A 26,531-nucleotide genomic window follows, 5' to 3' on the forward strand; every position below is an offset into this window, starting at 1 on the left:
GATGCTGGCAATCTTTCTCAAGACGCTGCCGTTCTTCGCGCTGATCGGGCTGGGCTGGCTGGCGGGGCGGCTGCGGATGTTTCCCGAAGCCGCGACGGAGTACCTGACGCGCTTTGTCTTCTACTTTGCCCTTTCGGCGATGCTCTTTCGCTTTGCTGCGCAACTGTCGCTGGGCGAGATCTTCGATGCGCGCTTTGCCATGGCCTATCTGTCCGGCTGTCTTGCAGTCTATCTGCTGGTGACACTGGTTGCCCGGCTGCGCGGCCTGCCAATGACCGAGGCCGCCGTCGAGGCGCAATGCGCCGTGATCGGGAATACGGGCTTTCTGGGCGTGCCGCTGTTGACGGCGCTTCTAGGTGCGCGTGCGGTGGGTCCCGTGCTGATGGTGCTGTCGATCGACCTGATCGTCTTCTCCAGCCTGATCACGCTGATCATTACCGGAGCACGTGAAGGTCGCATCAGCCCAAGGATCTTCCGGGTCCTCGGGCTTGGGCTGCTGCACAACCCGATGATCGTGTCCATGGTCGCGGGATTGGCCGTGTCGGCCCTGGAATGGCCCTTGCCCGCGCCGGTTGACGAGTTCCTGACGATCCTGGGTGCGGCGGCCACGCCGGGTGCGCTGTTTGCCATCGGGACATCGCTGGCCACGAAATCGGCCGAGCGGCTGTCGGTCGCCCTGTGGCTGTCATTTGCCAAGCTGGTTCTGCATCCCGCCGCAGTAGCAGTGGCCGCACTGTTCGTTTTTTCGGTCGAACGTCAGGCCGCTGGCGTGATGATCGCGGCTGCCGCTCTTCCGGTTGCGGGAAATGTCTATATTCTGGCGCGGCATTACGGGGTCGCGCCAAACAGGGTTTCCGCCGCGATTCTGGTTTCGACCGTGTTCAGCATCCTGACCGTTTCGTTGGTCGTGGCCTGGATCACGGGGGTTTGAGCAAAGGGGCAGGGACATGCAGACGATATCGGAGAACCGCTGCTTTGGCGGGATACAGGGGGTGTATCGGCACGACTCGGCGGCCTGTTCCTGTCCGATGACCTTTGGCGTCTACCTGCCTCCGCAGGCCCGGACGGGGTCCGTGCCGGTTCTGTGGTATCTGTCGGGCCTGACCTGCACGCATGAAAACGCCATGGTCAAGGCCGGCGCTCAGGCCTGGGCCGCACGCGCAGGGATGGCCCTGGTCTTTCCCGATACCAGCCCGCGCGGCCCCGACGTGCCCGATGACGAGGCCTATGATCTGGGGCAGGGCGCGGGGTTCTACGTCAATGCGACGCAGTCACCATGGAGCACGCATTTCCGCATGTGGGATTACGTGGCCGAGGAACTGCCGCGCATCGTGACCGCGAACTTCCCCATCGATGAAGAACGTCAGGCGATTACCGGCCATTCAATGGGCGGGCACGGAGCGCTGACCCTGGCAATGGGGCAGCCCGAAAGGTTTCGCTCGGTCTCGGCCTTTGCGCCGATTGCCCATCCCGCCCGATCCGACTGGGGACGCAAGCAGCTTTCGGCCTATCTGGGTGAACGGGAATCGGCATGGGCGCTGCATGACGCCACCCTGCAGATGCAGGCGCGTGGCTTCGACGGCGAAGTGCTGATCGACCAGGGAACCGAGGACCAGTTCCTGGACCTGCTGATGCCCCAGGCTCTGGCTGAAGCCATGGCTGCGCGGCGTCAGCCGGGGGCGTTCCGTCTGCAGCAGGGCTATGATCACAGCTACTTCTTCGTGGCCAGCTTCATGCGGGACCATGTCGAGTTTCATGCCCGGGCGCTGGACCTGATCTGAGGGAGGCAGGATGACACCGCGCGCAGTCGTTTTCGATATCGGCAATGTGTTGATCGAATGGAACCCCGAGAGGTTCTATGACCGAACGATCGGGGTCGCGCGCCGAAAGGCCCTGTTTGCCGAGGTCGATCTGGAGGGCATGAACCGCCAGCTGGACCTTGGCGCGCCCTTTCGCGAAACCGTCGAGGCTCTTGCCCGGCAGCATCCCGAATGGTCGGCCGAAATCATGGCCTGGCATGACCATTGGCTGGACATGGCAAGCCCCGAGATACCGGACAGTGTCCGGCTGTTGCAGGGCCTGCGGGCGAATGCGGTCCGAACCGTCGCGCTGACCAATTTCGGAACGGAAACCTTCGGGATCGCCGAACGGGCCTATCCCTTTCTGCGCGCCTTCGACCTGCGGGTCGTCTCGGGCCATCTGGCCCTGATGAAGCCCGACCCGCAGATCTACCAGCATGTCGAAAACGCAACGGGCCTGTCGGGTGCCGATCTGTTCTTCACCGATGACCGGCCCGAAAATGTCGAGGCCGCGGCCGCGCGCGGCTGGCAGGTTCACCTGTTCGACGGCCCGCAGGGGCTGGCGCGCCGGCTTCGCGATCTGGGGCTACCGGTGGACGAGGAGGCCGCATGACGCCCACCATCGTCGGCCCCGAGGCCGAGGCCCATCTGGACTGGATCGCGCTGACCGACGCGATCGTGGCCGGCCATCGCCTGCCCAAGGCCGAGATCGCCGATACCTTCCTGCGGCGCCGCGCGGATACGCTCTTGACGCGTTCGGCATGGATCGACGGGCTGGGGCTGGCGGTCAAGGCCGCCACGATCTTTCCGGGCAATGAATCGCTGGGCCTCGCGAATGTTCAGGGCGCGTTGGGCCTGTTCGATGACCGGACCGGCGCGCTGCGTGCCTATCTGGACTTCGGTCTGGTCACGAAGTGGAAGACGGCGGCCGACAGTCTGCTGGCGGCCCGACTGCTGGCGCGACCGCAATCACGGAATTTCCTGATCGTGGGGGCCGGTGCCGTCGCGCGATCGATGGTTCAGGCCTATGCTGCGGCCTTTCCACAGGCGCGTTTCCACGTGTGGACGCGCTCGCCCGAGAAGGCGCGCGCCTTTGCCGTAGAGACGGGCGCCCATCCGGTCGAGGATCTCGAAGCAGCCGTGCGCGCGGCCGATGTCATCGCAACAGCCACGATGGCGACCCAGCCGATCATCCGGGGCGCATGGCTGCGGCCGGGGACACATCTGGACCTGATCGGCGCTTACCGTTCGGACATGCGCGAGGTGGACGATGACGCCATGCGCCGCGCGCGTGTCTTCGTGGATTCCCGCGCGACCACGGTCCACCATATCGGAGAGATCATGGCCCCCATCGCATCGGGCGCGCTGAGCGAGCAGGACATCGTTGCGGATTTCTACGACATCGCCGAGGGGCGCTTTGCCCGCATCTCGGACGACGAAATCACCATAGCAAAGAATGGCGGTGGCGCGCATCTTGACCTGATGACCGCCGATTACATCCTGCGCGCAACGGCTGGCTGAAAAAAACGCCGGGCCTGAACTGCAAGGGGCCGGGATGATCCCGGCCCCTTTTCATGTCGTGTCTCTGGACAGATCAGGCCGCGGCTTCGCCGCTGCCATAGCGGCCATAGAAGCTGTCACCCTTGGTCGCGATGTCGCGCAGAAGGGCCGGAGCCTCGAAGCGAGGACCATGGCGCGACTTGAGATCTTCGCAGATCTCGACCGCGCGCCGCGCGCCGATGATGTCCAGCCACGAGAACGGGCCGCCCGACCAGGGCGCAAAGCCCCAGCCCAGGATCGCGGCGACGTCGCCCTCGCGAATGTCCATCAGCACGCCTTCCTCGAAGGCGCGCACGGCCTCGAGCACCTGCGCCATCATCAGCCGGTTCTGGACCTCTTTCAGGTCGGGCTGGTTTGCCGCGACCGGCCACAATTCGCCCAGTCCCTCCCACAGGCCAAGGCGCGTGCCCTTTTCATCATAGGCGTAGAACCCGGCCTTGGCCTTGCGGCCCAGGCGGCCGCGCTCGGCCATGGCGAACAGGACCTCGTCCACCGCATCGTCGGGATAGGCGTCGCCCATCGCCGCGCGCGTGGCCTTGGCGATCTTGACGCCCAGATCGATCGAGGTTTCGTCCACCAGCTGCAGCGGCCCGACGGGGAAGCCCAGAAGGCGGGCGGCATTTTCGACCAGGGCCGGCTTCACGCCTTCCTTCACCATCCGAATGCCTTCGTTGATATACGGAATGATGCAGCGGTTGGCATAGAAGAAGCGCGCATCGTTCACCACGATGGGCGTCTTGCGGATCTGGCGTACATAGTCCAGCGCCTTGGCCACCGCGCGGTCGCCGGTCTGGCGGCCCTTGATGATCTCGACCAGCATCATCTTGTCCACCGGGCTGAAGAAGTGGATGCCGATGAACTGATCGGGACGCGCGCTGGCCTTGGCCAGATCACTGATCGGCAGGGTCGAGGTGTTGGTGGCAAAGATCGCATCCTGCGGGATCACGGCCTCGGCCTTCTTCGTCACCTCGACCTTGACGGCGGGATCCTCGAAAACGGCCTCGATCACCAGATCGCAGCCTTCAAGGGCGCCGTAATCCGTGGTTGCGGTGATGCGCGACAGAACTTCGGCCTTCTTTTCGGCCGTGACCTTGCCGCGCTTCATGCCCTTGTCGAGCAGCGCTTCGGAATGCGCCTTGCCGCGGTCGGCGGCTTCCTGGCTGGCGTCGATCAGGACGACGTCGATCCCGGCCAGCGCCGAGACATGGGCAATTCCCGCGCCCATCATGCCGGCGCCCAGAACACCCAGCTTGCGCACACGCTGATCGGGGGCTTCAGGGCGGTTGGCGCCCTTCTCCAGCTTTTCCTTGTTCAGGAACAGCGACCGGATCATCGCCGAGGAGGACGGATCCATCAGGACCTTGGTGAACCAGCGCGCCTCGATGCGCAGCGCGACGTCGAACGGCACCAGTGCACCTTCGTAGACAGCCGACAACAGCGCCTTGGCCGCGGGATAGACGCCCTGGGTCTTGGCATGGACCATCGCGTTCGCGCCCACGAAGGTCATGAAGCCCGCGGGGTGATAGGGCGCGCCGCCGGGCATCTTCCAGCCCTTCTTGTCCCAGGGCTTGACGCAATCGTCATCCTTGGCCGAAAGCACCCACTCCTTGGCGCGGGCCATCAGTTCGTCGGGCGAGACGACCTCGTCGATCAGGCCAGCCGACTTGGCCTTGGCGGGCTCCAGCATCTTGCCTTCCAGAAGAACGGGCGCCGCGGCCATTGCCCCGACCATGCGCGAATAACGCGTCGTGCCGCCACCGCCGGGGAACAGGCCCACCAGGATCTCGGGCAGGCCAATTTTGGCCTTCGGCCGATCGGCCATGAAGCGGCGATGGCAGGCCAGGGCAATCTCGGTGCCGATGCCGGCGCAGGTGCCGGGGATGGCGCAGGCCACGGGCTTGGCGCCCTTCAGGGTCTTGGGATCCATGCCCGCGCGTTCCAGCTTGCGCAGGATATGGTGGCCCGACATCGTGAAGTCGAACAGGGCCTGCGCAGGGTTGTCGCCGGCCTCCTCACGGATGCGGGCCAGCACGTTCAGGTCCATCCCGCCGGCAAAGCTGTCCTTGCCCGAGGTGACGATGATGCCCTTGACCTTGTCGTCGGCCAGCGCCCGGTCGATCATCTCGCTGACCTCGGCAAAGGCCTCGCGTGTCATGACGTTCATGGATTTGCCGGGCACGTCCCAAGTCAGGATCGCGACGCCGTCTTCGTCCACATGATATTTGAAATCGCTCATTTCTTTTCTCCCTGAAGGGGGGTGTCTGCGTGGCGGGACTGGGCTGCGAGGCGTGGCGCCCCCTGTCTGCCCCAATCCGACCGCCGATTGAATCGTCCGCCCATCACACCCTCTCGATGATCGTGGCCGCGCCCATGCCGCTGGCGATGCACAGCGTGGCCAGGCCCACCGACTTGTCCTGCCGCTCCAGCTCGTCCAGCAGCGTGCCGATGATGATGGCGCCGGTCGCGCCCAGAGGGTGACCCATCGCGATCGCGCCGCCATTGACGTTGACCTTGGCGGGGTCCACATCGAATGCCTTCATGAACAGAAGGACGACCGCGGCGAAGGCTTCGTTGACCTCGAAAAGGTCGATGTCGGAAATCGCCATGCCCGAATCCTTCAGGATCTTTTCGGTCACGGGCACGGGGCCGGTCAGCATGATCGTGGGGTCGGTGCCGATCTTGGCCGTGGCGCGGATCCGGGCCCGCGGCTTCAGCCCGTGGCGTTCGCCGAACTCGCGGTCGCCCACCAGGATGGCCGCCGCGCCATCGACGATGCCGCTGGAATTGCCCGCATGGTGGATATGCTCGATCCGTTCCAGATGCGGGTACTTCATCAGCGCGACCTTGTCGAAGCCCGGCATGACTTCGCCCATGTCCTTGAAGCTGGGCTTGAGCGCGGCAAGGGCCTCGAGCGTCGTCTGGGGGCGCATGTATTCGTCGCGATCAAGGATCGTCAGGCCGTTCTGGTCCTTCACCGGCACGATCGAGCGGGCAAAGCGTCCCTCTTCCCACGCCTTTGCGGCGCGACGCTGCGATTCCACGGCCAGCGCATCGGCCTGTTCGCGGGTGATGCCGTATTCGGTGGCGATAATGTCGGCCGAGATGCCCTGGGGCACGAAATAGGTCTTCATCGCCAGCTGCGGATCGACCGCGATCGCCGCACCGTCCGAGCCCATGGGGACACGGCTCATCATTTCGACGCCACCGGCGATATAGGCATGGCCTGCGCCGCCCTTGACCTGGTTCGCGGCCAGGTTCACAGCCTCCATCCCGCTGGCGCAGAAGCGGTTGATGGCAAGGCCGGGGATGCGTTCGTCCAGATCCGACAGCAGCACCGCGCTGCGGGCAAGACAGCCGCCCTGTTCGCCGACCTGGGTCACATTGCCCCAGATCACGTCCTCGACCGCGTGGCCGTCAAGGTTGTTGCGGTTCTTGATCGCGTTCAGGATCTGGGCCGACAGCGACACCGAGGTCACTTCGTGAAGGCTGCCATCGGGCCGCCCCTTGCCGCGGGGCGAGCGCACGGCGTCATAGATATAGGCTTCGGTCATTGAATCCTCCGGTCAGTTCTGTGCCCGGTCCGACGGGTTGCCGGGCATGAGGTCATAGGGATGTTTCCAGCCGGGCAGGGACGAGACATTGTCCAGCCAGCGGTCGATATTGGGCCAGTCCGTTCGGTCAAAGCCGAAGGGTTCGGGATAGAACAGGTATCCACAGCAGGAAAAATCTGCGATTGTCGGGCCATCGCCCACGATCCAGTCGCGCCCCTTCAGGTGCTGGTCAAGTGCGGCATAGGCGTTCCTGAGCCGGCCCTGCATGAAGGCGATAACCTCGGCGGGGCGCTTCTCGGGTGGCAGGAAGTTCATCAGGAACCGTGTCATTCCCGCCTGGCTGGACAGCTTGTGATTGTCCCACAGCACCCAGCGCAGGACTTCCTCGCGGTCTTCCGGCCGGCCGCCGAATTTTCCGGTGCGTTCGACGACATGGTACATGATGGCGCCCGACTGGGTCAGGACGCGGCCGTCTTCCTCGAAGACGGGGACTTCGCCCATGACGTTCAGTTTGCGGAATTCGGGCGTACGTGTCGCGCCATTGAAGAAATCGACAAAGACCGGCTGCCAGTCATAGCCGGATAGCTCCAGAGTCAGCGCCGCCTTGTAGGCATTGCCGCTTTCGCCAAAGCAGTGCAGTCGCGCGGTCATGTCCTGTCTCCCCCCTTGGACATTGCCTGATCGCGGGGCCTGGCCCGCCGCGGCGGCCCGGAAGTCGTGCCCGGACCGCCACATGCGTTAAGACGCGGATCAGAACGCGTCGGGCTCCAGCGCCATGACCGGCGCTGCACCGGACTGGATGCGGGCCAGGTGGGTCGCGGTCATGGGCAGCTGACGTGCCATGTAATAGCGACCCGTGGCCAGCTTGGCTTCGTAGAAGCGCTTGTCCTCGGCCCCGGCATCCAGAGCCTTCAGCGCGGCCCGCGCGCTTTGCGCCCACATCAGGCCAAGGCAGACATGTCCGAACAGGTGCATGAAGTCATAGGAGCCCGCCAGGGCTTCGTTCGGGTTCTTCATGCCGTTCTGCATGAAGAACATCGCGGCCGATTGCAGATCCTTCGAGGCCGCCTTCAGCGGGTCAAGGAAATCGGCCCTCAGCCGTTCTTCGCCCTCGTTCTCCTTGATGAAGGATTTCACCATCTCGAAGAAGGCCATGACATGCTTGCCGCCGTCCTGGGCCAGCTTGCGGCCGACGAGGTCCAGCGCCTGGATACCGTTGGCGCCTTCATAGATCATGGTGATCCGGGCGTCGCGCACGAACTGCGACATGCCCCATTCCTCGATATAGCCGTGACCGCCATAGATCTGCTGGGCCAGCACGGTGGATTCAAAGCCCTTGTCGGTCAGGAAGCCCTTGATGACCGGCGTCATCAGCGAAATCAGCCCCATCGCGGTGGCGTCGTTGTTGCGATGCGCCCGGTCGATCAGCGTCGCGCCCCAGAAGGTGAAGGCGCGCGCGCCCTCGACAAAGCTCTTCTGGTCCATCAGCGCCCGGCGCACGTCGGGATGCACGATCAGCGGGTCTGCCGGTCCTTCGGGATTTGACGCGCCGGTCACGGCACGGCCCTGCAGGCGATCCTTGGCATAGGCGACCGCGTTCTGATAGGCGGCCTCGGCCACGGCATAGCCCTGCAGGCCCACGCCGATGCGCGCCTCGTTCATCATGGTGAACATCGCCCGCATGCCCTTGTGAAGCTCGCCCAGCAGATAGCCGGTCGCGCCGTCATAGTTCATCACGCAGGTCGAGTTGCCGTGAATGCCCATCTTTTCCTCGATCTTGCCGACCGAGACCGCGTTGCGCTCGCCAAGGCTGCCATCGGGATTGACCAGGAATTTCGGCACGATGAACAGCGAGATGCCCTTGGTGCCCGGGCCACCGCCCGGCGCTTTTGCCAGCACCAGATGGACGATGTTCTCGGCCATGTCGTGCTCGCCCGAGGAGATGAAGATCTTCTGGCCGGTGATCTTGTAGCTGCCATCTGGCTGGGGCTCGGCCTTGGTGCGCAGAAGACCCAGATCGGTGCCGCAATGCGGCTCGGTCAGGTTCATCGTGCCCGTCCAGTCCAGCGAGATCATCTTGGGCACGAATGTCTTCTTCTGGTCCTCGGTTCCATGGGCAAGGATGGTCGAGATCGCGCCATGGGTCAGGCCCTGATACATGTTGAAGGCCATGTTGGCCGAGACGAAGATTTCGCCCACCGCGGTGCCGATGATGTAGGGCAGGTTCTGGCCGCCAAATTCCTCGGGCAGGTCCAGGCCATTCCAGCCGCCCTCCTTGATCGCCTCGAAAGCTTCACGGAACCCCTTGGGCGTGCGCACCACGCCGTTTTCCATGTGGCAGCCTTCCTGGTCGCCGACCTGGTTCAGCGGGGCAAGAACGTCGCGGGCCAGCTTGCCGGCCTCTTCGAGAATGGCCGAGGTGAAATCGGGCTCCAGCTCGGAATAGCCGGGCACGTCGCTGTTGCGGATGTCCAGCACCTCGTCGAGGACGAACTGCATGTCGCGGGTTGGTGCCGTATAGCTCGGCATGGTCTCTCTCCCTATGTCTTTCAGTCTGTTGTCAAGTCGTCGCTTCGCGTGGCGCGGTCAGGCTTTTCTCGACCAGCGCGATCTGCTCATCCAGCTCCTCGATTGCCCGGGCCAGGTCGTCACGTTGGCGGACCATCTCCTCGCGCCGCTTCCGTGCCAGTTCCAGGGTGCGCCGCAATTGCGTCTGCTTCTGGTCGCCGATGTGATACAGGTCCAGAAGTTGCCGGATCTCCTCGAGGCTGAAGCCAAAGCGCTTGCCGCGCAGGATCAGCTTCAGGCGGGCGCGGTCGCGCCGGGTATAGAGCCGTTTCTGACCCTGGCGGATCGGTGACAGCAATTCCTTGGATTCGTAGAATCGCAAGGTACGCGGGGTCACCCCGAAGGTTTCGCACATCTCGCGAATGGTCATCATCTGGTCGGTCAAGCCGTCACCCTTCCACATTCCTGGCATCGTCCCCGTGTGCTGATGTGGAGCCTTTCGGATACCATACAACCAGGGTTTACGTGCACGTCACTGTAACGTGACGTCACGCGGGATGCTGACGTTGTGTCATGAAACGGGACGGGCCCGGACGCGCGATCACGCCGGGATCGAAGACGGGTTATGATTGGCAATCAATCGGTTATCAGTTCGGCCGTACGGTCGCGCAGGGCCTTGAGATCGGCGATCGTGTTGTCCAGCTCGCGCCGTTGACGCTCCAGCTCTTCCAGCTGGCGGTTCGCCAGGTCGATGAAGACCTGGTACTGCTCTTTCGTGCCCTTCTGATCATACAGAAGCAGCCACTGGCGGATTTCTTCCAGGCTGAAGCCAAAGCGGCGTCCGCGCAGAATCAGCGTCATGCGGGCGATCTCGCGTGGGCCGTAAAAGCGCGCGCGGCCTTCCTTTCGCGGCGAAAGAAGCTCGATATACTCGTAATAGCGAAGCGTGCGCGGCGTGACATCGAAGCGCGCGCACATCTCCTTGAAGCTGAGTTCCTCTTCGGCCATCACGGTCCTCCTGCCACGAAAGTAGCGATTGGCGCGGCAGCTTACAACCGCGCCCGGTCAGGGCAAGGGGGCCGACAGGAAATCCGGGGCCAGGAAGTACAGCCCATAGGCGACAAGCAGCGCGGGCAGGGTGGAAAACACCGTCGCCATGATTGCAGCGCGCGGCGCCAGGGCGATGGCGGGAAACAGCGCATCGCCGTCATTCGAAATGGCATTGGCCACAAGCGCCGAGAACGGGATTGCCCCGTTGACATACAGCGTCGCCACCAGAACCTGCGGCCCGCAGCCGGGGATGAACCCGATGGCCGCGGCGATCAGCGGCAGCACGGGCGCGATGGAACCGAATGCGGATGCAAGATCCAGCCCAAGATACAGGGCGGCATAATCATAGGCGAGATAGGCGATCAGTACCCAGACCGAGATGAAGGAGGTCTCCTCGGCCATGCGTGTCACCGGGTCGTCGGCGCCATTCGTCATCGCATCGACCGGAGAGGTCGCCCAGATGGCAAGGCCGACGAAGACACCGGCCAGGGCCAGCGCGGAGACCGGCACACCGAAGAGCGTTTCGATCTCGATGCCGCCGATCTGCGCCGCGCCCACGATCAGGCCGGGAATGGCCACGGCCAGATAGACCAGGTCGCGTTTCCTGCGCCGACCGATCAAGGGCGCCATGCGGCAGGATCCGGCCATCGGACGGTAATCGACGACCAGAAAGCGGTCGATCAGCCATCCCGTCACGATCCCGGCGGCGAATTGCAGCGGCAACAGGACCATGGCTGCGTCCGGCCGCGTTGCGATCAGCAGGAAGGCCGCATCGCCCATCGTGGCGGTCAGAGCGGCGACGACGGCTCCGAAGGTGACCTTGCCCGAGGCATAGGCCGCGACCACGACGACCGCACCACCGCAGCCGGGCGTTGCCCCCATCAGGGCCGCGATCGGCACCTGCATGGCCCGCGCGCGGCCGATCGCCTGGCCAAGGTCAATGCGGAACAGACGCTCCAACCCGTAGAAGAGCAGCAGGGTCGCCGCCACGAAGGCCGAGACCTGCACAAAGGCGTCGTGCATCAAGTCGCGCGTCAGCGCGCCCAGTTCGCCAGGCGCGATCGCCAAGGCGACCAGAAGGACCGCCAGAACGGCACGACGCGGGCGAATCGGACCCGGCCCCGAAAGGGCTGTCAGGGGGGAGGTTGCGGTGACGGTTGGCGTGGATGGCATGGCTTCCTGCAATTGCGAACCATTCGCAATTGATAACCTAGCACTTGCGGCGCCCCGTGCAAGGGCCAATAAACGGCAAAGGCAAACGGGAAGGCGAAAATGGACGAACGCAAACGTGAGCTTGCCCGGAAGTTCATCGAGGCAATCCCCCACAGCCGCGCGCTGGGCATGGTCCTGGAACGGATCGAGGACGGCGTGGCCGTGATCTCGATGCCCTATGACGAACGGTTCGTGGGCGATCCGGAAACCGGTGTCATACATGGCGGGGCGGTCTCGGCCCTGATGGATACATGCGGCGGTGCCGCCGTGATGAGCCACCCGACCGGGGCGATCGGCACGGCGACCCTGGATCTGCGCATCGATTACATGCGCCCCGCGCGTCCGGGGGACCGGATCACGGCACGGGCCGAATGCTATCACGTCACCCGTTCGGTCGCCTTCGTGCGGGCCACGGCACATGATTCGGACACCGATCGCCCTGTCGCCGCCGCAAATGGCGCATTCACGCTCGAACGCCCCAGGGAGGTCGAGACATGAGTCCCCGGCAACGGCCCGAACCGGTCCAGGTCGTCAAGCAGCGCCGCGATGCGGCCCTGCGCGCCCTGGTCCAGTCGGTGCCCTATATCCGCTTTCTGGGCATCGAGTTCGAGCGACGCGGCGACGAACTGACGGCCATTCTTCCCTTTGACGAAAAGCTGATCGGAAACCCCTTGCTGCCCGCCCTGCATGGCGGCGCGACGGCGGCGTTCCTGGAGGTCGCGGCGATCATCGAACTGTCCTGGTCGCTGATCTGGGAGGAGATGGAATCGGGCCGCCTGGATCCCCAGCGGCTTGGCCCGGATTGCCTGCCGCGCCTGCCCAAGACGATCGACTTCACGGTGGATTACCTGCGGTCCGGCCTGCCGCGCGACGCCTATGCGCGGGCCCGCGTCAACCGGTCTGGCCGTCGCTATGCCAGCGTGCATGTCGAAGCCTGGCAGGACAATCGCGCGCGGCTCTTCGCCCAGGCGACGGGGCATTTCCTGATGCCGCAAGGCGGCCTGCTGCGCCATGGCTGACATCACGCATCGGCGTGTGCTGAAGATCGCGCTGCCGATCGTGTTGTCGAACGTGACCGTGCCCCTGCTGGGGGCGGTCGATACCGGGGTCGTGGGACAGCTGGGCCAGGCCGCGCCGATCGGCGCCGTCGGTCTGGGTGCGGTCATCCTTTCGACGATCTACTGGGTGTTCGGTTTCCTGCGCATGGGCACGACGGGGCTTGTCGCCCAGTCCCATGGCGCGCGCGATCCGGCCGAGACCGGGGCAATCCTGACCCGCGCGCTGCTGATCGGCGGCGTTGCCGGGCTGGCCTTCATACTCCTGCAGGCCGTCCTGTTTCGCGCCGCCTTTGCCATCGCCCCGGCCTCGGCCGAGGTCGAGTCGCTGACGCGGGATTACCTGGCGATCCGCATCTGGGGCGCGCCCGCCACGATCTGCCTGTATGCGATCACCGGCTGGCTGATCGCGGTCGAGCGGACCCGCGGCGTGCTGGCCGTCCAGGTCTGGACGAACGGGCTGAACATGCTGCTGGACGTGGTGTTCGTTCTCGGGCTTGGCTGGGGCGTGCAGGGGGTGGCCGCGGCGACGCTGATCGCCGAGTGGACGGGGCTTGCGCTGGGGCTGTATCTGTGTCGCGCGGCCTTTGCCGGCGGGCAGTGGCGCGACTGGGCGCGGGTCTTCGACCGGGCCCGGATCGCGCGGATGCTGCAGGTCAATGGCGACATCATGTTGCGCAGCGTCCTGCTTCAGGGCGCATTCACAAGCTTTGTCTTTCTTGGCGCGCGGTTCGGCGATGTGACGCTGGCCGCAAACCAGGTCCTGCTGCAATTCCTGCAAATCACGGCCTTCGGTCTGGACGGCTTTGCCTTCGCGGCCGAGTCGCTGGTCGGTCAGGCGGTGGGGGCAAGACGCGCGGGCGAAGTGCGCCGTGCCGCGGCGGTCAGCGGGCAGTGGGGGCTGGTGGGCGCGGTCGCCCTGGGCATCGCCTTCTGGCTGGCGGGGCCGGCCCTCATCGACATCCTGACGACCGAGCCGCATGTGCGCGCCGCGGCCCGCGATTATCTGCCCTGGGTCGCCTTTGCCCCGGTCATTGGCATTGCAAGCTGGATGCTCGACGGGATTTTCATCGGTGCGACACTGTCACGCGAGATGCGCAACGCGATGATCGTTTCGGTCGCGGTCTATGTGGTGGCGCTGCTGAGCTTGCCGCCGGTCTGGGGCAATCATGGACTTTGGGCGGCGCTGATGATCCTGAACATGGTGCGCGGACTGACCATGGCGGCGCTCTATCCGCGCGCCGAGCGCGCCGCCGCCTGAAGCCTAGGCGTCCTTCAGCGCGCGCCAGCCGATGTCGCGCCGGCAGAATCCCTGCGGCCAGTCGATCCGGTCGACCATCCGATAGGCCCGGTCGCGCGCCTCGCGCAGGCTGGACCCGCGCGCGGTGACGTTCAGGACACGCCCGCCCGCAGCCACGATCGCGCCGTCGCGCTCGGCGGTGCCGGCGTGAAAGACCATGTGGCTGCTGTCTTCGGGCAGCGCGTCGAGCCCGCGAATGACGGTGCCTTTTTCATAGCTGCCCGGATAGCCGCGCGCGGCCATGACCACCGTCAGCGCGTGATCGTCGGCCCAATTGACCGAGACCTCGTCCAGGCGCCCCTCGGCACAGGCCTGCATCAGGTCCAGCGCCTGCGCACCCAGCCGCATCATCAGGGCCTGACATTCCGGGTCGCCAAAGCGGACATTGTATTCGACCAACCGTGGCCGCCCGTCCTGGATCATCAGGCCTGCATACAGCACGCCCTGGAAAGGCGTGCCGCGCCGCGCCATCTCGGCGATCGTCGGGCGGACGATCTGATCCATTGCCTGTTGCAGCACGGAATCGTCAAGCACCGGGGCGGGGGAATAGGCCCCCATGCCGCCGGTATTGGGGCCGGTATCGCCGTCGCCCACGCGCTTGTGGTCCTGCGCCGTGCCGATGGGCAGGACGTTCTTTCCGTCGCACAGAACGAACAGCGAGGCTTCCTCGCCCTGCATGAATTCCTCGATGACCACTTCCGCCCCGGCTGCGCCAAAGGCGCCGGCGAACATGTCGTCCACGGCGGCCAGGGCCTCTTCCTCGGTCATGGCGACGATGACACCCTTGCCGGCGGCAAGCCCGTCGGCCTTGACGACGATCGGCGCGCCCTTGGCGCGGATGTGGTCGCGTGCGGCCTCGGCCTCGGTGAACCGCGCCCACCGGGCGGTGGGCGCGCCGCAGGCGTCGCAGATTTCCTTGGTGAAGCCCTTGGAGGCTTCAAGTCGCGCAGCCTCGGCCGATGGTCCCAGGACCGGGATCCCGGCGCCACGAAGGACGTCGGCCACGCCGGCAGCCAGCGGTGCCTCGGGGCCCACGATCACAAGATCGACGGCATTTTCTTCGGCGAATGTCGCGACGCTGGCGCCGTCGAGGATATCGATATCGGCGCATTCCGCGATCTGCGCGATGCCCGCATTTCCCGGGGCCACGATCAGCCGATCGCATTTCGGGTTCTGCTTGACCGCCCAGGCCAGCGCATGTTCGCGCCCGCCGCCGCCCAGAATGAGGATATTCATCGTCGCCCCCGCTTGGCCTTGCCCTTGCGGCGTTCTAAGGTCGGGCAACACAGGATACAAGTCAGGCCATGGATCTGTTCGAAGACGAAACGCCCGTCGGGGCGAATGCGCATGAATATACCGTGTCCGAGATCTCGGGTGCGGTGAAGCGGGTGATCGAGGGCGAGTTCGGGCGTGTCCGCGTACGCGGCGAGATCGGACGTGTCGCTCGGCCCGGATCGGGGCATCTGTATTTCGACCTGAAGGACGAACGCGCCGTGCTTGCCGCCGTCTGCTGGAAGGGACAGGCGGGGCGTCTGTCCATCAAGCCCGAAGAGGGGCTGGAGGTGATCGCGACCGGGCGGCTGACGACCTTTCCGGGCCAGTCGAAATACCAGATGATCGTCGAGGAGCTTGCCGCGGCGGGTCTTGGCGCGCTGATGGCCATGCTCGAGCGGCGCAAGGCCGCGCTGGCCGCCGAGGGCCTGTTCGCGCCCGAGCGCAAGAAGCCATTGCCCTATCTGCCGCGGGTGATCGGCGTCGTGACTTCGCCCACGGGCGCGGTGATCCGCGACATCCTGCACCGCCTGCGCGACCGCTTTCCCCGTCCGGTCCTGATCTGGCCGGTCACGGTTCAGGGCGAACGCTGTGCCCCCGAGGTTGCTGCCGCCATCCGCGGCTTCAACGCCCTGCCCGAAGGGGGTCCGATCCCGCGGCCCGACCTGATCATCGTCGCGCGCGGGGGCGGCTCGATCGAGGATCTGTGGGGCTTCAACGAGGAAATCGTCGTGCGCGCGGCTGCCGAAAGCCGCATTCCGCTGATCTCGGCGGTCGGGCATGAAACCGACACGACGCTGATCGACCTTGCGGCGGATCGGCGCGCGCCCACCCCCACCGCGGCGGCCGAGATGGCCGTGCCCGTGCGCATGGACCTGATCCGGACGGTTTCCGATCACGGCAGCCGGATGTCCCGGGCGATGATCCGGCGGATCGAGCAGGGCGGGCAAAGGCTGTCGGATCTTGCGCGCGCGCTGGGCTCGCCGCAGGCGCTACTGGCGCCGGCCAGCCAGCGTCTTGACCTGTGGTCCGACAGGCTTGCGCCCGCATTGCGCGGGGCAACGGCCAATCGGCGGGCGAGTTTCAACGCGGTAGCGGGTCGGTTGCGCCCGTCGGTTCTGACGGGCCGGCTGGGGCAGGAGCGTCGGCATCTGGATACGTTGGCGGCGCGGCTTCGCCCGGCCTTCGACCGGTCGCTGCGCGAGGCGCAAAAAGAGTCCGCGCGCAGGCGCAACGATCTGCAATCGCTGGCGGATCGGATGGACTCTGCGATGACGCGCAGGCTGCAAACGCTGTCTGACAGGCTGGCGGCGCTGGATCGCACACGTCAGAGCCTGGGGCATGCGGAAACCTTGCGCCGTGGCTTTGCGATCGTCTGGGCCGGGGAGCATGTCGTCACGACGCGGGCCACGGCAATGGGCCACGCGGAATTGCAGATCGAGTTTGCCGACGGACGTTTGCCCGTGCGGACCGCCGATGCGCAATAGTCCGCCCTAGACGCCCAGATGCGGGCCCTGGCAGATCAGCGCGTCGGGGCTTTCCTCGACGGCGACCAGGGCCATGCCTTCGGGGTCGCCGCGAAAGCGCGCCATCAGACCCTGTTCGCCCTGCCAGAAGGTCCAGCATTGCGGCTCGCCCAGGTCTTCATAGGCAAAGCAGATGTCGCCGCGATCTTCGTACCAGTATCCCTCGCGGCATTCCTCACCGACGAAGGCCCAGACAACGCGCCGCCCTGGCAGGTATCGCTCGATCCCATAGGGGTCGCCGCCTGACATGTAGACCATGGTCTTGCCCCGCGTCAGCGCGTCGAATGCGGCAGCCGACAGGGGCGGCCCCGGCTCGGCCGCGCACAGGGGCGCGGCCAGGGCGCAGAGGGCCAGCATGGCAAGGGTCTGGATGCGTGTCATGGGATTATCCCTTTTGCGCCAAGTGTGCCACAAGCTGCGGGTTCGTGTCACCTCGGCTCAGTCCGGTTGCATCCTGCGCAGCCTGCGGTCCATGAGCCGCCGCCACAGCGGCGGGACCAGGGCAACCGTCGCCATGATCGGCAGCGAGGCCGGCAGGCGCGGAGTTCGTGCGGGCGTCTCCAGTTCGCCGAAACCTTTGGAAGGGTGCAGGTGATGGTCGGCATGGCGCGAGGCATTCAGCATCATCAGGCCGGACAGGCCGCGCGGGGCATCCCAGCTATGGGCCGGGCCGACGGGCTCGGGCCGGCCATCGGGCAATTCCTGCCGCAGCAGGCCGTAATGCTGCACATAATCGGACAGCAGGATCTGGATCTGCGCATGGGCGCAAAGCAGCAGATACGCCACCAGCCCATCAGGCCCGAAGAGCCACGCAACAAGGGTCAGCAGGGCCAGAGCTCCGCCTACATGGATCACATAGGGGTTCAGCCGCCCCGGGCCACGCGCGCGCCGGCGCAGGTTTCGCTCCATCTCGTATCCGGCCAGAAAGGCGCCGGGCCATGCGCGGATCAGGAATTGATAGAAGCCTTCGCCGGCGCGGGCGGTGTTCGGATCGTTCGGCGTGGCGACGAAACGATGATGCACCAGCCGATGCGCCGAAACGTGGTGGCCATAAAGCAGTGTCACGAACACCGCCCAGCCCAGCCGGAACAGCCAGCGCTCGCGCCGGTGGATCAGTTCATGCGCGTTGGCATTGGATGCCTGGCCAAGCCAGAGCCCGAAGGCCAGGAAGGTCGCAACCCCGTCCCAGGGGCCAAGGGGGCCGGCGCCGCTCAGGCTCCAGACTGCAAGGGGCAAGAGCAGGAAATGCGTCAGCGCAAGCGCGACCGATACCCGGTCGGCAACCGGTTGCGCGACATGGTCGGCCCCCCAGGCGGGGCGTATCCGAACAAGCATCGCATCGGCCAGATGCAGTCCGACGCTCATCCACAGAAGGGCGGCAAGGCTCCAACCACCCCCCAGCATCGCGGCGGCGACAAGAAGCGGGACAGGCGCCATGGTGGCCGCCACATGCGGCAGCGCCGCGCGCCAACCTTTGGCGCCGACCTTGTCATTCTGTGCCCGTTCCATCCCCGGTCGCGCGTCTGCCTTCATCCATCCCATCCTGCCAAAGGCGGCCGCGCGCGTCGAGCATCAGAATGGGCTCGACCCTTCCATCCGGTCGGCGAAAGGACTACGTGAGGGGAAAGGTCAACGCGAAAGTCTGCTCATGTCGTTCTTCACCAAGCTCAAGGACCGGTTGCTGAAGTCCTCGTCGCGGATCGAGGAGGGGTTGGAAACCATCGTGACCGAGGTCGCCGATGCGGCGGCGCCGGGCGATGGCGCGGCGCCCGACAAATCCGCACAGCCGGATCCCGCGAAGCCGGGCCTGATCGGCCGCATCCTGCGCCGTGCGGAAGACGAACCACGGCGTGTGCTGGACGACGAGATGCTGGAGAGCCTCGAAGAGCTCCTGATCCAGTCCGACATGGGGGTCGAGACGGCCATGCGCGTCACGGCCAACCTGGCGCAAGGGCGCATGGGCAGGCGCGTATCGGTGCGCGAGATCAAGCAGGCTCTGGCCGACGAGATCGCGCGCATCATGGAGCCGGTCGCGCGGCCCTTGCCGCTTTACCCCACGCGCCCGCAGGTCGTTCTGGTGGTTGGCGTGAACGGGTCGGGCAAGACGACGACGATCGGCAAGCTGGCCAGCCAGTTGTCGGCCGCGGGCAAGAAAGTGGTCATCGCCGCGGGTGACACGTTCCGTGCCGCTGCAGTCGAGCAGTTGCAGGTCTGGGGGGACAGAGCGGGGGTGCCGGTGCTGACCGCGCCCGAAGGCTCGGACCCGGCAAGCCTGGCATTCGACGCCATGACCCGCGCGCAGGCGGATGGGGCGGATCTTCTGATGATCGACACGGCCGGGCGGCTTCAGAACCGCCAGGACCTGATGGAGGAGCTGGCCAAGATCGTCCGCGTGATCCGCAAGAAGGACCCCGAAGCGCCGCACAACACGATCCTGGTGCTGGATGCCACGACCGGCCAGAACGCGATCACGCAGGTCGAGATCTTCCGCAAGATTGCCGATGTCTCGGGTCTGGTGATGACCAAGCTGGACGGCACGGCCAAGGGCGGCGTCCTGGTGGCGCTGGCCGACCGGTTTGGCCTGCCGATCCACGCGATCGGCGTCGGCGAGAAGATCGACGATCTGGCCCCCTTTGATCCGCAGGAATTCGCCCGAGCGCTGGTGGGGCTGGAGGAAGAAGGCTGAACGATCAGGCGACAGCCGGGCTCAGCGCGCGTTCGCGCACCGGCAGATGGACGACGGCCGAAAAGGCGCCGACGGCCACCCCGATCCACCACACGGCGGTGTAGGACCCATAGGCGTCATACATCCGTCCGCCCAGCCAGACGCCCACGAAGCTGCCGATCTGGTGCGACAGAAAGACGATGCCGTACAGCGTGCCCATGTAGCGCAGACCGTAGATATGGGCGACAAGTCCGCTGGTCAGCGGCACCGTCGCAAGCCACAGCGCGCCCATGACGACGGAAAAGACGATGACCGATGTCGGGGTCATGGGCAGCATGATGAAGGCCGCAGCCGCGATCGTGCGCCCGGCATAGATCGCGGCCAGCAGGTATTTGCGGGAATAGTATCGGCCCAGCCAGCCCGCAGTGATGGTGCCCACGATGTTGGCCAGCCCGATCAGCGAGATCGCGACCGCGCCCAGCGCCGATGTCGATGTCACCCCCAGCGAGGCCAGGGTGCCCGAGGGGTCGATCGCGCCGCACATCTCGGTCACGAAGGCCGGGAAATGCGCGGTGATGAAGGCCAGCTGATAGCCGCAGGAAAAGAATCCAAGGAAGATCAGGGTGAAGGAAGGGTCGCGCGCGGCCTTCATCAGGACCGCGCCCATGCTTTCTTCCAGTTCCGCGCGGGTCGCGGGCGCAGGCGACCGCATCATCGGCAGAACGGCAAGCGCGGCAAGGATCATGCCCGCGAAGATCAGGAACACCGTCTGCCAGGGGAATTGGGTCAGCAGGGCTTCGGCCAGCGGGGCGCCAAAGACCTGACCCGCGGACCCGGCCGCGGTCGCGATGCCCAGCGACAGGGATCGCGTTTCCGGGCTCGCGGCACGTCCGACGACGGCAAGTATGACGCCAAACCCCGTGCCCGCGATGCCGAAACCCACAAGGATTTCCAGCAGCTGATGCTGGATCGGCGTCGTGGCCCCGGCCGACAGGACAAGCCCCGCCGCGTAGCACAAGGCGCCAAGGACGATGGCGCGGCGATCGCCGAACCGTTCCGCCAGCGCGCCGAACAGGGGCTGGCCAAACCCCCAGGCCAGGTTCTGGATGGCAATCGCCAGGCTGAATTCCGCCCGCGGCCACCCGAATTCCTGCGCGATGGGTATCTGGAACACGCCGAAACTGGCGCGGATCGCAAAGCCGATCATGATCACAATGCAGCCCGAGATCAGAACGGGCGTGAAGATGGGGGCGCGGGGCGGCATGCGGCTGTCTCCTCTGGGCCGAGACGGTCGCATGCCGGCTTTGGCCGCGTCAAATCCGGAATTGTCATGACGACAATTCCGCGTGGCATGGTTGATGCAGGTCAAGGAGGCCGGAAGGGCGCGGGCCTAGATTGCGGGTGACAAGACAGGCAGGAGAGACCACATGTCGCACACCCCGCACGAACTGCACGAGGAATTCCCTGACAAGGCTGAAAGAATTCACGCGCTGAAGCTCTCGAACGCGCATTTCGCGCGGCTTGCCGAAGAATATCACGAGATCAACCGCGCCGTGCATCGCGCGGAAACGGGGGTCGAGCCGATCGACGGCCTTGCCGAGACCGAGCTGCGCAAGAAGCGCGCCGCGCTGAAGGACGAGATCGCGCGGATGCTGGCCGAAGCCTGAAGTCTTCAGTCGATTTCATAGGGAAGAATGCCGCGGCGGTTGGGGTCCACCCTCAGCCGCCGTTCCAGCGGCGGGACGGATCTCTGGTGACAATCCCGCCGCTCGCAGATCCGGCAGGATATGCCGATCGGCTGGTAGGCGCGCGCATTGGTCAGGTCCAGATCGTCGGCATAGACCAGGTCGCGGGCATGGCTGATCTCGCATCCCAGCCCGATCGCATAGCGCCGGACCGGCGCGTGGAACGACCCGCCCGGTTTCGACACGTCGCGCGCAAGGCAGAGATATCGCACGCCGTCCGGCGTCTCGGCCAGCTGGCGCAGGAACCGGCCCGGCGTCTCGAAGGCCTGATGCACGTTCCACAGAGGGCACGCGCCGCCAAAGCGTGCGAACTGCAATCGCGTTGCCGAATGGCGCTTGGTGATCGTGCCCGCCTGATCGACGCGGACAAAGAAGAAGGGGATCCCTTTCTGACCCGGCCGTTGCAGCGTCGACAGCCGATGCGCGACCTGCTCGATCGAAGCGCCGAAGCGGTCGGCGAGACGCTCGAGATCGTGGCGCGTCTCGCGCGCGGCCTCCATGAACCGCGCATAGGGCATCATCGCAGCCCCGGCGAAATAGTTGGCCAGCCCGATCTTCGCGATGGCGCGCGCCTCGTCGGTGTGAAAGCGGGCAAGGTCCAGCGTGGCGTCCAGCAGATCGCCATGGGCGATCACTGCGACCTGATGCAGGATCTGGAACCGGCGGGTCGACGGCGCGGCGCGGGTCGACAGGACCAGCCTGCCATCGGTCCGGTGGCGGATCTCGTCGGAATCGGACAGGACCAGCTCGATCCCGTTGCGCGCCAGCAATGACCTTGCGCGCGCCTCGATGTCGGCGCTGGCGCCCCGCGCCTCGGCGAAATGTTCGGCCGCCCGATCGACCGCGTCGATGTAATTGTCGCAGTAGTGAAAGAAATCCCGCACCTCCTCCCATGGCGAGGGGCGCAGGGCGGATTCGTCCCTTCCCAGGGCTTCGTCCAGAGAGGCCAGCCGTTCATGGCTTTGCCGATAGGCGCGGTGCAGCGCCAGAAAGGCCCGCGCCAGCATCGGCGCATTCGAGGCCGCAAGCCGCAGATCCGCGATCGGGGGAACATTGCCGTCGAATACGGGGTCGGCCAGCGCCTCGCGCATGTCCGAGACCAACCTTTCCGCGTCGCCCGCCGACAATTCGGTGACGTCCATCCCGAATTCCGAGGCCAGCGCCAGAACGACCGCCGCCGAGACGGGGCGATGGTTGTTCTCCATCTGGTTCAGGTAGGGCAGCGAAACGCCCAGCTTGGCGGCAAAGGCCTTTTGCGTCAGGCCAAGCCGCGTGCGCGTCTCGCGCAGCTTTGCGCCGGCATACAGCTTCTGCGATCCCATTGCCCGGCCTCCGTGACGGTTTGCAGGCGCGAAGCTAGCCTTTGCAAACAATCTTGCCAAGGAAGGGCTGTGCGGAACGGGGCTGCCCGGTCAGGTCCATTTGTGGAAGATGAAGAAGGCGCCACAGGCGATCAGCGCGAACCCGATCGCGTGGTTCCAACCAAGCGGTTCCTTCAGGTAAAGCGCAGAGAAGCCCGCGAAGATGACCAGCGTGATGACCTCCTGGATGGTCTTGAGTTCCGCCGCGCTGAAATATCCGTGCCCCAGACGGTTTGCCGGCACCTGCAGGACATATTCGAACAGGGCAATGCCCCAGCTGACAAGGATCACGGCGATCAGGGGTGCCGACTTGAACTTCAGGTGGCCGTACCACGCAAAGGTCATGAACAGGTTCGAGGCGATCAGCAGGCTGATCGTGACCACGGGAATGGGTAGAGAGGGCATCTTGTTGCTCCTGCGCGTTTGCGCGGTTCAGATAGGCGATCCGCGCCATCTGTGAAAGGGGGATGAAATTTGCTGATTTGCACTTTGCACAGACATTGAGGCAAACAGATTGCAAATTTTCGGAAAACCGCTTTCCCGACCGGACGAGGCCGGGTAGCTTCGTTGCATCCGACGGAACAATTCCGGCCGCAGTCCCGGCGCATGCGCGCAAGCGGCGCCAGGGACCGGCCAGCAGGGAGAGAGCATGCAGGATATCCTGGAGGAACTGGAGCGGCGTCGCAGCGTGGCCCGATTGGGGGGCGGCGAAAAGCGGATCGAGGCTCAGCATGCCCGCGGCAAGCTGACAGCGCGCGAGCGGCTGGAGATCCTGCTGGACGAAGGCAGTTTCGAGGAATTCGACATGTTCGTCGCCCATCGCTGCACCGATTTCGGGATGGAAAAGAGCCGTCCCGCGGGCGATGGGGTCGTCACCGGATGGGGCACGATCAACGGTCGGATGGTCTATGTCTTCAGCCAGGACTTCACGGTCTTTGGCGGCTCGCTGTCCGAGACGCATGCTCAGAAGATCTGCAAGATCATGGACATGGCCATGCAGAACGGCGCGCCCGTCATCGGTCTGAACGATTCGGGCGGCGCGCGCATCCAGGAAGGCGTGGCCAGCCTTGCGGGCTATGCCGACGTGTTCCAGCGCAACATCATGGCCTCGGGCGTTATCCCGCAGATCAGCGTCATCATGGGCCCCTGCGCGGGCGGCGCGGTCTACAGCCCCGCCATGACCGATTTCATCTTCATGGTGCGCGACACCAGCTACATGTTCGTGACCGGCCCGGACGTGGTCAAGACGGTGACCAACGAGGTCGTGACAGCCGAGGAGCTGGGCGGAGCCGTGACGCATACGAAGAAGTCATCCGTCGCCGATGGCGCCTTCGAGAACGATGTCGAGGCGCTGCTGGAGATCCGGCGCCTGTTCGACTTCCTGCCCCTGAACAACCGGGACCGCGCGCCGACCCGGCCATTCTATGACGACCCGAACCGGATCGAGGAAAGCCTTGATACGCTGATTCCGGACAATCCGAACCAGCCCTATGACATGAAGGAGCTGATCCTGAAGGTCGCGGACGAAGGCGACTTCTACGAGATCCAGAAGGATTTCGCGGCCAACATCATCTGCGGCTTCATCCGGCTGGAGGGACAGACCGTCGGCGTCGTTGCCAATCAGCCGATGGTGCTTGCCGGCTGTCTGGATATCGACGCCAGCCGCAAGGCCGCGCGTTTCGTGCGCTTCTGCGATGCCTTCGAGATCCCCATCCTGACCTTTGTCGACGTGCCCGGCTTCCTGCCCGGCACGGCCCAGGAATATGGCGGCGTCATCAAGCACGGCGCCAAGCTTCTGTTCGCCTATGGCGAGGCGACGGTGCCCAAGGTGACGGTGATCACGCGCAAGGCCTATGGCGGGGCCTATGACGTGATGAGCTCGAAGCATCTTCGGGGCGACTTCAATTATGCCTGGCCGACGGCCGAGATCGCCGTCATGGGCGCGAAAGGCGCGGTCGAGATCCTGTATCGGTCAGAGCTGGGCGACCCCGACAAGATTGCGATGCGCGTGAAGGAGTACGAAGAGCGCTTTGCCAATCCCTTTGTCGCGGCCGAACGCGGCTTCATCGACGAGGTGATCATGCCGCATTCCACGCGGCGCCGGGTTTGTCGGGCATTTGCCAGCCTGCGCGGCAAGAAGCTGAGCAATCCGTGGAAGAAGCACGACAATATTCCGCTTTGATGGCTGGCGGCCGGTTGAAATGGACTTGCGGCACCTCTTGGGTCATTGGGCTGGGTCTTTGTGTCGTGTCGGCCGGAAGTGCCGGCGCGACCGAAGAGCGCGTCGTGACGCCCTCGGGCCTGAATGCCGAGCTGTTCGAGGTCATCCGGTCTTCGCCGGGAACGCAAGGCCTGACGATCCGTTTTCGTTTCGTTGCGCCGAAGCTGCCGTCGATCGGCGTGGTGCAGGCGCTGTCGGACATGGAATGGCTATGCGAAACATATGCCGTGCCGCGCCTGCCGAGTATCGGGCCCAGCCCCGCGCAGGTCGTCATCTCTCTTTCCGACCGGCCCTTGCCCTTTGGCGAGACCGATCCACAGGCGACGCAGTATTTCGACGCCTTCACCATCGACCGAGAGGAATGCCGATGGGAACCATTCTAGGCGAACGCATGCTTGATGCGATGCGGCAACAGAGGCTGAAAGCCCCATCATTTCCTTATGGAGTTCGGCCAGGCCGCGATATGATGCCGTGGCGCGGCACATGTGTCGTGCGGTCGCATCACGGTGGGGCAGGTGGCATGAGGCCGCCCGCCTTGGCTGACGCAGCAGTAGAAAGCAGGAAGAAACCATGTCGAAACACATCCTCGTCGCCTGTGCATTCGTGGCATTCGTGGCGGCCTGCGCCCGGCAGGAAGAGCCTGTCGTCATGCAGGAACCCGTCACGACCGAGCCTGTCTTCACCGGCAAATACGGCGGCTGACGCACAAGCTCTGGACAAGATCCGTGCCGGCGGCCCGTTCCGCCGGCGCGCCTGTGCGACTTTCCGCAGGGGGGAGTGCGCACCATGCTGAAACATCGCGGCTTTCCTGGCCGTCTTCCCGGCACCGATTATCAATTCACCATTCGCCGTGCCAATCCCAAGGGGGCGACGCGGCTTGTGGCGCGGGAACGCTATCGCGATCGCAGCCCGGCCGACCGGCGCGCCGACGAAGCCTTCATGGCCGCCCTGTGGGAATATTTCGGCGAAGAACCCTTTGAGCGCGGCAATCTGGATGCAGGCCGCCTGTCGTGGCTTTTCGGGCGCGAGGTCGTTCCGGCCGAGGAGCCCTTCGACCCCGAAAGCTACGAGGCCCTGCTGCGCATCGATGTCAAACGTGCCCGGGCGTCGTTTCCGCAGATCTTCGAAGAGGACGACTGGGCATGAAACCGCTGACCCGCGACGAAATTGGGCGCTTTTCTGCCGGTTGTTTCCGGCCGGGAAACTTTGCATTTGTCGCGGCGCGGGCGCTGGTCCATGGTGATCGTGGGGCGACACCCTATGCCAAGCATCACGCCCCGAATTGTCAAAACCGTTACCCTTCCCCTTCTCTACGGCCTGGCCCCTTCGGGGTCAGGCCGCTTTTGATTCATCAGACATTGGCGGAACCTTGCCGCCCGGCCGATCCGACAGGCGGATTTCGCTTTTCCTTCCGTGTGCGCGCGCTAAGATCGTGTGAAACACAACCATCTTCTGGAGGAAGAGCAGTATGCGGATTCTTGCAATCTCCCTTGGCCTTGTTTCGGCTGTCGTCCTGTCGGGCTGCATGCAGACGGACGGCGAGCGTGCGCTGGCCGGCGCCGCGGCGGGTGCGCTGGTCGCGGACGCGACCGACAACAACGTCGTCGCCGGTGCCGCACTGGGCGGCGCTGCGGGCGCGTTGTGCGACGACATGGGCGTCTGCCGCAACTATTGATGGCCGAGCGCCGACGCTCGCAGACTCAAGG

Annotated in this window: 28 protein-coding genes; 15 read left to right on the forward strand and 13 right to left on the reverse strand. The window is 65.2% G+C overall.

All coding sequences use genetic code 11. The features are described from left to right. Position 1: 1 nt before the first annotated feature. From LV82_RS10740 to LV82_RS10755, 4 genes are read left to right on the forward strand one after another with little or no spacing between them, the layout of a single operon-like run. Entirely contained in the window at positions 2-931 is a 930-nt protein-coding gene (locus LV82_RS10740; RefSeq protein ID WP_104071545.1) for an AEC family transporter, read from the forward strand. Positions 932-947: 16 nt separating this feature from the next. Continuing rightward, positions 948-1,781 carry an S-formylglutathione hydrolase gene (gene fghA / locus LV82_RS10745; protein WP_104071547.1) on the forward strand — a complete coding sequence of 278 codons (834 nt, stop codon included), beginning with the start codon at positions 948-950 and terminating at the stop codon, positions 1,779-1,781. A gap of 10 nt (positions 1,782-1,791) precedes the next feature. Beyond that, on the forward strand, positions 1,792-2,412 hold the full coding sequence (locus LV82_RS10750) for an HAD family hydrolase (RefSeq protein WP_104071549.1): 621 nt from the start codon (positions 1,792-1,794) through the stop codon (positions 2,410-2,412). Further along, a complete protein-coding gene (locus LV82_RS10755; protein WP_104071551.1) occupies positions 2,409-3,320 on the forward strand; it encodes an ornithine cyclodeaminase family protein in 912 nt (303 codons plus the stop codon). Before LV82_RS10750 ends, LV82_RS10755 begins: the two co-directional genes overlap by 4 nt. Positions 3,321-3,393: 73 nt before the next feature. On the opposite strand, the gene LV82_RS10760 is transcribed toward LV82_RS10755, so the two are convergent. The 7 genes from LV82_RS10760 to LV82_RS10790 all read right to left on the reverse strand — a co-directional run bounded on the left by LV82_RS10760 (position 3,394) and on the right by LV82_RS10790 (position 11,641). Continuing rightward, positions 3,394-5,595, reverse strand: coding sequence for a 3-hydroxyacyl-CoA dehydrogenase NAD-binding domain-containing protein (locus tag LV82_RS10760; RefSeq protein ID WP_104071553.1), 2,202 nt, complete (start codon positions 5,593-5,595; stop codon positions 3,394-3,396). Positions 5,596-5,698: 103 nt separating this feature from the next. Beyond that, complete coding sequence (locus LV82_RS10765; RefSeq protein WP_104071555.1) at positions 5,699-6,910, reverse strand: acetyl-CoA C-acetyltransferase; 1,212 nt, start codon at positions 6,908-6,910, stop codon at positions 5,699-5,701. 12 nt (positions 6,911-6,922) lie between these two features. After that, positions 6,923-7,561, reverse strand: coding sequence for a glutathione S-transferase family protein (locus LV82_RS10770; RefSeq protein WP_104071557.1), 639 nt, complete (start codon positions 7,559-7,561; stop codon positions 6,923-6,925). A gap of 99 nt (positions 7,562-7,660) precedes the next feature. Next, positions 7,661-9,439 (reverse strand): acyl-CoA dehydrogenase C-terminal domain-containing protein, encoded by a 1,779-nt coding sequence (locus LV82_RS10775; protein WP_104071559.1) that lies wholly within the window; start codon positions 9,437-9,439, stop codon positions 7,661-7,663. Positions 9,440-9,470: 31 nt separating this feature from the next. Beyond that, positions 9,471-9,863 (reverse strand): MerR family transcriptional regulator, encoded by a 393-nt coding sequence (locus LV82_RS10780; protein WP_104071686.1) that lies wholly within the window; start codon positions 9,861-9,863, stop codon positions 9,471-9,473. A 191-nt stretch (positions 9,864-10,054) separates the two neighbouring features. Next, entirely contained in the window at positions 10,055-10,426 is a 372-nt protein-coding gene (locus LV82_RS10785; protein WP_104071561.1) for a MerR family transcriptional regulator, read from the reverse strand. Between the two features lie 57 nt (positions 10,427-10,483). Continuing rightward, positions 10,484-11,641: a putative manganese transporter gene (locus tag LV82_RS10790; RefSeq protein ID WP_104071563.1), complete on the reverse strand. Its 1,158-nt coding sequence runs from the start codon at positions 11,639-11,641 to the stop codon at positions 10,484-10,486. A 99-nt stretch (positions 11,642-11,740) separates the two neighbouring features. On the opposite strand from LV82_RS10790, the gene LV82_RS10795 reads away from it, so the two are divergent. Genes LV82_RS10795 through LV82_RS10805 form a run of 3 tightly spaced genes read left to right on the forward strand, consistent with a single transcriptional unit; the run spans position 11,741 to position 13,996 of the window. After that, positions 11,741-12,178 (forward strand): PaaI family thioesterase, encoded by a 438-nt coding sequence (locus LV82_RS10795; protein ID WP_104071565.1) that lies wholly within the window; start codon positions 11,741-11,743, stop codon positions 12,176-12,178. Then, positions 12,175-12,699: a PaaI family thioesterase gene (locus LV82_RS10800; protein ID WP_104071567.1), complete on the forward strand. Its 525-nt coding sequence runs from the start codon at positions 12,175-12,177 to the stop codon at positions 12,697-12,699. Before LV82_RS10795 ends, LV82_RS10800 begins: the two co-directional genes overlap by 4 nt. After that, entirely contained in the window at positions 12,692-13,996 is a 1,305-nt protein-coding gene (locus tag LV82_RS10805; protein ID WP_104071569.1) for an MATE family efflux transporter, read from the forward strand. Before LV82_RS10800 ends, LV82_RS10805 begins: the two co-directional genes overlap by 8 nt. A 3-nt stretch (positions 13,997-13,999) precedes the next feature. Here the strand turns inward: LV82_RS10805 and purD are convergent, their stop codons facing one another. Next, entirely contained in the window at positions 14,000-15,271 is a 1,272-nt protein-coding gene (gene purD, locus LV82_RS10810) for a phosphoribosylamine--glycine ligase (RefSeq protein WP_104071571.1), read from the reverse strand. A 68-nt stretch (positions 15,272-15,339) separates the two neighbouring features. Between purD and xseA the strand changes: the two genes are divergently transcribed. Beyond that, positions 15,340-16,794: an exodeoxyribonuclease VII large subunit gene (xseA, locus tag LV82_RS10815; RefSeq protein ID WP_104071573.1), complete on the forward strand. Its 1,455-nt coding sequence runs from the start codon at positions 15,340-15,342 to the stop codon at positions 16,792-16,794. Positions 16,795-16,800: 6 nt separating this feature from the next. Here the strand turns inward: xseA and LV82_RS10820 are convergent, their stop codons facing one another. Further along, positions 16,801-17,214, reverse strand: a complete 414-nt coding sequence (locus tag LV82_RS10820; RefSeq protein WP_245873144.1) for a hypothetical protein — start codon at positions 17,212-17,214, stop codon at positions 16,801-16,803. A 57-nt stretch (positions 17,215-17,271) separates the two neighbouring features. Further along, positions 17,272-18,366: an alkane 1-monooxygenase gene (locus LV82_RS10825; RefSeq protein WP_245873145.1), complete on the reverse strand. Its 1,095-nt coding sequence runs from the start codon at positions 18,364-18,366 to the stop codon at positions 17,272-17,274. 115 nt (positions 18,367-18,481) lie between these two features. On the opposite strand from LV82_RS10825, the gene ftsY reads away from it, so the two are divergent. Beyond that, positions 18,482-19,519 (forward strand): signal recognition particle-docking protein FtsY, encoded by a 1,038-nt coding sequence (gene ftsY / locus LV82_RS10830; protein WP_104071575.1) that lies wholly within the window; start codon positions 18,482-18,484, stop codon positions 19,517-19,519. A 4-nt stretch (positions 19,520-19,523) separates the two neighbouring features. Here ftsY and LV82_RS10835 read toward each other — a convergent pair whose 3' ends face one another. Further along, positions 19,524-20,762, reverse strand: a complete 1,239-nt coding sequence (locus LV82_RS10835; RefSeq protein WP_104071577.1) for an MFS transporter — start codon at positions 20,760-20,762, stop codon at positions 19,524-19,526. A gap of 163 nt (positions 20,763-20,925) precedes the next feature. On the opposite strand from LV82_RS10835, the gene LV82_RS10840 reads away from it, so the two are divergent. Further along, on the forward strand, positions 20,926-21,165 hold the full coding sequence (locus LV82_RS10840; protein WP_104071579.1) for an HP1242/YdcH family protein: 240 nt from the start codon (positions 20,926-20,928) through the stop codon (positions 21,163-21,165). Between the two features lie 5 nt (positions 21,166-21,170). Here LV82_RS10840 and LV82_RS10845 read toward each other — a convergent pair whose 3' ends face one another. Together LV82_RS10845 and LV82_RS10850 are read right to left on the reverse strand one after the other, a co-directional pair. Beyond that, positions 21,171-22,565, reverse strand: a complete 1,395-nt coding sequence (locus LV82_RS10845) for a helix-turn-helix domain-containing protein (RefSeq protein ID WP_104071581.1) — start codon at positions 22,563-22,565, stop codon at positions 21,171-21,173. A 90-nt stretch (positions 22,566-22,655) separates the two neighbouring features. Further along, positions 22,656-23,009 carry a DMT family protein gene (locus LV82_RS10850; RefSeq protein ID WP_104071583.1) on the reverse strand — a complete coding sequence of 118 codons (354 nt, stop codon included), beginning with the start codon at positions 23,007-23,009 and terminating at the stop codon, positions 22,656-22,658. Positions 23,010-23,253: 244 nt separating this feature from the next. Between LV82_RS10850 and LV82_RS10855 the strand changes: the two genes are divergently transcribed. From LV82_RS10855 to LV82_RS10870, 5 genes are all read left to right on the forward strand, one after another. After that, entirely contained in the window at positions 23,254-24,786 is a 1,533-nt protein-coding gene (locus tag LV82_RS10855) for an acyl-CoA carboxylase subunit beta (protein WP_104071585.1), read from the forward strand. Positions 24,787-24,800: 14 nt separating this feature from the next. Continuing rightward, on the forward strand, positions 24,801-25,208 hold the full coding sequence (locus LV82_RS10860) for a DUF6497 family protein (RefSeq protein WP_245873146.1): 408 nt from the start codon (positions 24,801-24,803) through the stop codon (positions 25,206-25,208). Between the two features lie 187 nt (positions 25,209-25,395). After that, the gene (locus LV82_RS15220; RefSeq protein WP_281259918.1) at positions 25,396-25,527 is read left to right on the forward strand and encodes a hypothetical protein; all 132 of its coding nucleotides are present in this window, start codon (positions 25,396-25,398) and stop codon (positions 25,525-25,527) included. Positions 25,528-25,611: 84 nt separating this feature from the next. After that, on the forward strand, positions 25,612-25,971 hold the full coding sequence (locus tag LV82_RS10865; RefSeq protein ID WP_104071586.1) for a hypothetical protein: 360 nt from the start codon (positions 25,612-25,614) through the stop codon (positions 25,969-25,971). A 322-nt stretch (positions 25,972-26,293) separates the two neighbouring features. Then, positions 26,294-26,500 (forward strand): hypothetical protein, encoded by a 207-nt coding sequence (locus LV82_RS10870; RefSeq protein ID WP_104071588.1) that lies wholly within the window; start codon positions 26,294-26,296, stop codon positions 26,498-26,500. Positions 26,501-26,531: the final 31 nt, after the last annotated feature.

This window comes from Albidovulum inexpectatum (assembly GCF_002927635.1).
GTDB lineage: Bacteria > Pseudomonadota > Alphaproteobacteria > Rhodobacterales > Rhodobacteraceae > Albidovulum > Albidovulum inexpectatum.

What these genes read in the sequence shown, in the direction of transcription:
- ftsY (WP_104071575.1), top strand. Translation starts at nt 18,482, where the DNA reads ATGTCGTTCTTCACCAAGCTCAAGGACCGGTTGCTGAAGTCCTCGTCG.
- LV82_RS10760 (WP_104071553.1), bottom strand. Translation starts at nt 5,595, where the DNA reads ATGAGCGATTTCAAATATCATGTGGACGAAGACGGCGTCGCGATCCTG.
- xseA (WP_104071573.1), top strand. Translation starts at nt 15,340, where the DNA reads ATGGATCTGTTCGAAGACGAAACGCCCGTCGGGGCGAATGCGCATGAA.
- LV82_RS10850 (WP_104071583.1), bottom strand. Translation starts at nt 23,009, where the DNA reads ATGCCCTCTCTACCCATTCCCGTGGTCACGATCAGCCTGCTGATCGCC.
- LV82_RS10790 (WP_104071563.1), bottom strand. Translation starts at nt 11,641, where the DNA reads ATGCCATCCACGCCAACCGTCACCGCAACCTCCCCCCTGACAGCCCTT.
- LV82_RS10755 (WP_104071551.1), top strand. Translation starts at nt 2,409, where the DNA reads ATGACGCCCACCATCGTCGGCCCCGAGGCCGAGGCCCATCTGGACTGG.
- LV82_RS10825 (WP_245873145.1), bottom strand. Translation starts at nt 18,366, where the DNA reads ATGAAGGCAGACGCGCGACCGGGGATGGAACGGGCACAGAATGACAAG.
- LV82_RS15220 (WP_281259918.1), top strand. Translation starts at nt 25,396, where the DNA reads ATGTCGAAACACATCCTCGTCGCCTGTGCATTCGTGGCATTCGTGGCG.
- LV82_RS10805 (WP_104071569.1), top strand. Translation starts at nt 12,692, where the DNA reads ATGGCTGACATCACGCATCGGCGTGTGCTGAAGATCGCGCTGCCGATC.
- LV82_RS10800 (WP_104071567.1), top strand. Translation starts at nt 12,175, where the DNA reads ATGAGTCCCCGGCAACGGCCCGAACCGGTCCAGGTCGTCAAGCAGCGC.
- LV82_RS10775 (WP_104071559.1), bottom strand. Translation starts at nt 9,439, where the DNA reads ATGCCGAGCTATACGGCACCAACCCGCGACATGCAGTTCGTCCTCGAC.
- LV82_RS10870 (WP_104071588.1), top strand. Translation starts at nt 26,294, where the DNA reads ATGCGGATTCTTGCAATCTCCCTTGGCCTTGTTTCGGCTGTCGTCCTG.
- LV82_RS10865 (WP_104071586.1), top strand. Translation starts at nt 25,612, where the DNA reads ATGCTGAAACATCGCGGCTTTCCTGGCCGTCTTCCCGGCACCGATTAT.
- LV82_RS10740 (WP_104071545.1), top strand. Translation starts at nt 2, where the DNA reads ATGCTGGCAATCTTTCTCAAGACGCTGCCGTTCTTCGCGCTGATCGGG.
- LV82_RS10750 (WP_104071549.1), top strand. Translation starts at nt 1,792, where the DNA reads ATGACACCGCGCGCAGTCGTTTTCGATATCGGCAATGTGTTGATCGAA.
- LV82_RS10765 (WP_104071555.1), bottom strand. Translation starts at nt 6,910, where the DNA reads ATGACCGAAGCCTATATCTATGACGCCGTGCGCTCGCCCCGCGGCAAG.
- LV82_RS10820 (WP_245873144.1), bottom strand. Translation starts at nt 17,214, where the DNA reads ATGACACGCATCCAGACCCTTGCCATGCTGGCCCTCTGCGCCCTGGCC.
- fghA (WP_104071547.1), top strand. Translation starts at nt 948, where the DNA reads ATGCAGACGATATCGGAGAACCGCTGCTTTGGCGGGATACAGGGGGTG.
- LV82_RS10770 (WP_104071557.1), bottom strand. Translation starts at nt 7,561, where the DNA reads ATGACCGCGCGACTGCACTGCTTTGGCGAAAGCGGCAATGCCTACAAG.
- LV82_RS10785 (WP_104071561.1), bottom strand. Translation starts at nt 10,426, where the DNA reads ATGGCCGAAGAGGAACTCAGCTTCAAGGAGATGTGCGCGCGCTTCGAT.
- LV82_RS10795 (WP_104071565.1), top strand. Translation starts at nt 11,741, where the DNA reads ATGGACGAACGCAAACGTGAGCTTGCCCGGAAGTTCATCGAGGCAATC.
- LV82_RS10855 (WP_104071585.1), top strand. Translation starts at nt 23,254, where the DNA reads ATGCAGGATATCCTGGAGGAACTGGAGCGGCGTCGCAGCGTGGCCCGA.
- LV82_RS10845 (WP_104071581.1), bottom strand. Translation starts at nt 22,565, where the DNA reads ATGGGATCGCAGAAGCTGTATGCCGGCGCAAAGCTGCGCGAGACGCGC.
- purD (WP_104071571.1), bottom strand. Translation starts at nt 15,271, where the DNA reads ATGAATATCCTCATTCTGGGCGGCGGCGGGCGCGAACATGCGCTGGCC.
- LV82_RS10840 (WP_104071579.1), top strand. Translation starts at nt 20,926, where the DNA reads ATGTCGCACACCCCGCACGAACTGCACGAGGAATTCCCTGACAAGGCT.
- LV82_RS10835 (WP_104071577.1), bottom strand. Translation starts at nt 20,762, where the DNA reads ATGCCGCCCCGCGCCCCCATCTTCACGCCCGTTCTGATCTCGGGCTGC.